We start from the raw sequence: 3,165 nt of genomic DNA on the forward strand, positions 1-3,165 counted from the left end.
ATATGGGACCGACAGCCCAGCCGATCTATGCGATCGCGGCGCTGACGGCACTGGGCGGCGCCATGAACGCGGCCGGCCAGAAACTGGCGATCGGCAGGGGCATCGACGCGGCGCTGGCCGTGATCGACGCCGACGCCTGAACAGACATCACCACGGATTGAGGGAGCATTTTCATGACTGAACGGCTTGCGGGAAAGACGGCCCTGGTTACAGGCGCCGCGCAGGGTATCGGCAAGGCGATCGCAGCGCGGCTTGCCGCCGACGGTGCGACCGTCATCGTCAGCGACATCAATGCCGAAGGCGCCGGGGCGGCGGCCGCGGCGATAGGCGGAAAGGCGAGGGCGATCGCCGCCGACATTTCCGATCCGGCATCCGTCAAGGCACTCTTCGCCGAAATCCAGGCCCTGACCGGGGGCATCGACATCCTGGTCAACAATGCCAGCATCGTGCCGTTCGTCGCCTGGGACGATGTCGATCTCGACCATTGGCGCAAGATCATCGACGTCAATTTGACCGGCACTTTCATCGTCAGCCGTGCCGGTACGGACCAGATGCGTGCGGCGGGGAAGGCCGGACGGGTAATCAGCATCGCATCCAACACCTTCTTTGCCGGCACGCCGAACATGGCCGCCTATGTCGCGGCCAAGGGTGGCGTCATCGGCTTCACCAGGGCGCTCGCCACCGAGCTTGGCAAATACAACATCACCGCCAATGCGGTGACGCCCGGCCTGATCGAGAGCGACGGCGTCAAGGCGAGCCCGCACAACGAGGCGTTCGGCTTCGTCGAGATGCTTCAGGCGATGAAAGGCAAAGGGCAGCCGGAACATATCGCCGACGTGGTTTCGTTCCTGGCCTCCGACGATGCGCGCTGGATCACTGGCCAGACGCTCAATGTCGACGCCGGGATGGTGCGCCACTAGCCAAAGCGCATCCCAAAACCTGTTGTGCATTCCGGGCGACCTGCATGGGTCGCAGCAGCGGACGAGCGCGGCCAATCAAGGAAAAATCATAGTGGACTTCGGATTCGACACGTCGGTTTTCGACGGGCTGACGATTGCAATGCTGATCGCCGGCCTGGCCATGACCGGAATTGCCTCCGGCGTGCTCGCCGGTCTGCTGGGAGTCGGAGGCGGCATCGTCATCGTCCCGGTGCTGTTCTGGGTGCTTAGCCTGTTCCATTTTTCGCCTGCTGTGATCAGCCATCTGGCTGTCGCGACGTCGCTTGCGGTCATCATCCCCACCTCGATCTCGTCGATGCGGTCGCACAACAGGCGCGGCAATGTCGACCGGGCACTGCTCACTCTGTGGGGACCGGCCATTTTCGTCAGTGCCCTCATCGGCGGCATCATGTCGAAATTCATCCCGGGCGCCGGCTTGCGGCTGGTCTTCGGCGTCGTCGGCCTGCTGGTGGCCGTCAACATGGCGTTGCCGAAGCACCTCGTGATCTCCGATCACCTGCCGAAAAGCGGCTGGATCAACCGTGCGATCGCTGCTGTGATCGGCTTTGTCTCTTCGCTCATGGGAATTGGCGGCGGCACACTGTCGGTGCCGACGCTTTCCAGCTTCTCCTTTCCGGTGCACCGGGCCGTCGGCACATCGTCGGCGCTTGGCCTGCTTATCGCGCTGCCGGCGGTGGCCGGCTTCATCTGGTCGGGTCTCGCAATTGCAGGCAGGCCTCCGCTCAGCCTGGGTTACGTCAGCCTGCCGGCGGTTGCCATCATAGCGCCCGTGAGCTTTCTGTTCGCACCTCTGGGCGCAAGGCTCGCCCACGCGCTCAACCCGCGCTACCTGAAACTTGCCTTTGCGTTCTTCCTGGCGATCACGGCCGGGCGAATGCTGCTTTCCTGAATCCGGTTCAGCGGCCTACGGCTATTTTTCCCGCATGGCCCGGCGGAAGTTCTGCGTGATCGGCTCGGCGAGATAAGAGAGCACGGTGCGAGCCCCCGTCCGGATCATCGTCTCGCTCGACATGCCGGGCAGCAGCTTGCGGCCCTCCAGCTTGCCGAGTTCGCTTTTGTCGATCACAACCGTCGCGGCGAAATAAGGTGCGCCGCTGCGTTCCTCAACCATGCGGTCAGCCGACACGATCTCCACGACGCCCTCGAGCGGCGGCAGGTTGTAGCGGGCGAAGGCCGGGAAGCTGACGCGCGCGGGCTGTCCGGGTGCGATCGTCTCGACATCCTCCGGCTTGACCATAGCCTCGACCACGAGTTGTTGTCCGAGCGGTACGATCGTCATCAATGTCTCACCGGGTTTCACGACACCGCCCGCGGTATGGACCTTCAGCTCCATGACGATGCCGTCAACGGGCGCGACGACGTTGGTACGGCTAAGCACGTCCCTGGCGGAACGCTCCTGCTGTCCGAGGTCAAACAGCTCCGCCTCGACTTTGCTCAACTCGTCGACGGCCTCGTTCAGGCGCACTGTGTTGAGGTTCAGGATCTGCATGTCGATCTCGGCCATGGCGCTTCCGGCACGGGCGATTGCCGCGACATTGGTGGCGCGCTCGCCCTCGATCTCCCGCTGCTGGCGTCTGAGCGACAGGTTCCGTTCGCGGGTGGTCAGCCCTTTCTTGAGCAGACCCTCAAGGTCTTTGCTTTCGCCCTCGATTGCCTCGATCTGCTTGTCTTCGGTGACGACAAGCTGCTCCAGCCCCGTTATCTCTTCCTCGACCTGGTGACGGCGCTGGCCGAGAATTTCCCGCTCGTCCTTCAGATTGTGGTGCTTCGCTGTAAACACGTCACGCTGTGCTGCCACCGCGTCCTTCACGGCGATCGCGGGGTTTGCGAGCAACGCCGGATTGAACTCGATCTCGGTCTTGCCGTCACGCTCGGTCCTGAGACGCGCGGCCAGCGCCTCACGCGTTGCTATCCGGTTCTGGATCAGGTCGAGCTGCGCCTTTGCCTGCGTGCCGTCGAGCCGGACGAGGATCTTGCCCGCCTTGACGATATCCCCGTTGGCGGCGTTCAACTCCGCGATGATGCCGCCCTCGAGGTGCTGGATGAGCTTGCGGTCGCCGGCGACCTTGATCACGCCCGACGCTACCGCAGCGCTGTCCAGCGGCGCCAGGGCCGCCCATCCCCCGGCCACGCCGAAGAACAGGAACATGATCGCGAAGCCGGTGCACGTCACGCCGGTGAGACGCAGCGGCACCGGTTCCAGCAG

At 63.9% G+C, this 3,165-nt stretch carries 3 protein-coding genes; 2 read left to right on the forward strand and 1 reads right to left on the reverse strand.

Annotated features, from left to right (window positions below; genetic code table 11):
- Positions 1-173 precede the first annotated feature (173 nt).
- A complete protein-coding gene (locus EN749_RS33130; protein WP_027039485.1) occupies positions 174-920 on the forward strand; it encodes an SDR family NAD(P)-dependent oxidoreductase in 747 nt (248 codons plus the stop codon).
- Positions 921-1,011: 91 nt separating this feature from the next.
- Positions 1,012-1,848 carry a sulfite exporter TauE/SafE family protein gene (locus EN749_RS33135; RefSeq protein WP_127398345.1) on the forward strand — a complete coding sequence of 279 codons (837 nt, stop codon included), beginning with the start codon at positions 1,012-1,014 and terminating at the stop codon, positions 1,846-1,848.
- Between the two features lie 21 nt (positions 1,849-1,869).
- On the opposite strand, the gene EN749_RS33140 is transcribed toward EN749_RS33135, so the two are convergent.
- Complete coding sequence (locus EN749_RS33140) at positions 1,870-3,165, reverse strand: HlyD family type I secretion periplasmic adaptor subunit (protein ID WP_189367887.1); 1,296 nt, start codon at positions 3,163-3,165, stop codon at positions 1,870-1,872.

This window comes from Mesorhizobium sp. M7A.F.Ca.ET.027.02.1.1, from assembly GCF_004022985.1.
Lineage (GTDB): Bacteria > Pseudomonadota > Alphaproteobacteria > Rhizobiales > Rhizobiaceae > Mesorhizobium.

Excerpts from the sequence above, each read along its gene's own strand:
- EN749_RS33130 (WP_027039485.1), top strand. The coding sequence starts at position 174 with ATGACTGAACGGCTTGCGGGAAAGACGGCCCTGGTTACAGGCGCCGCG.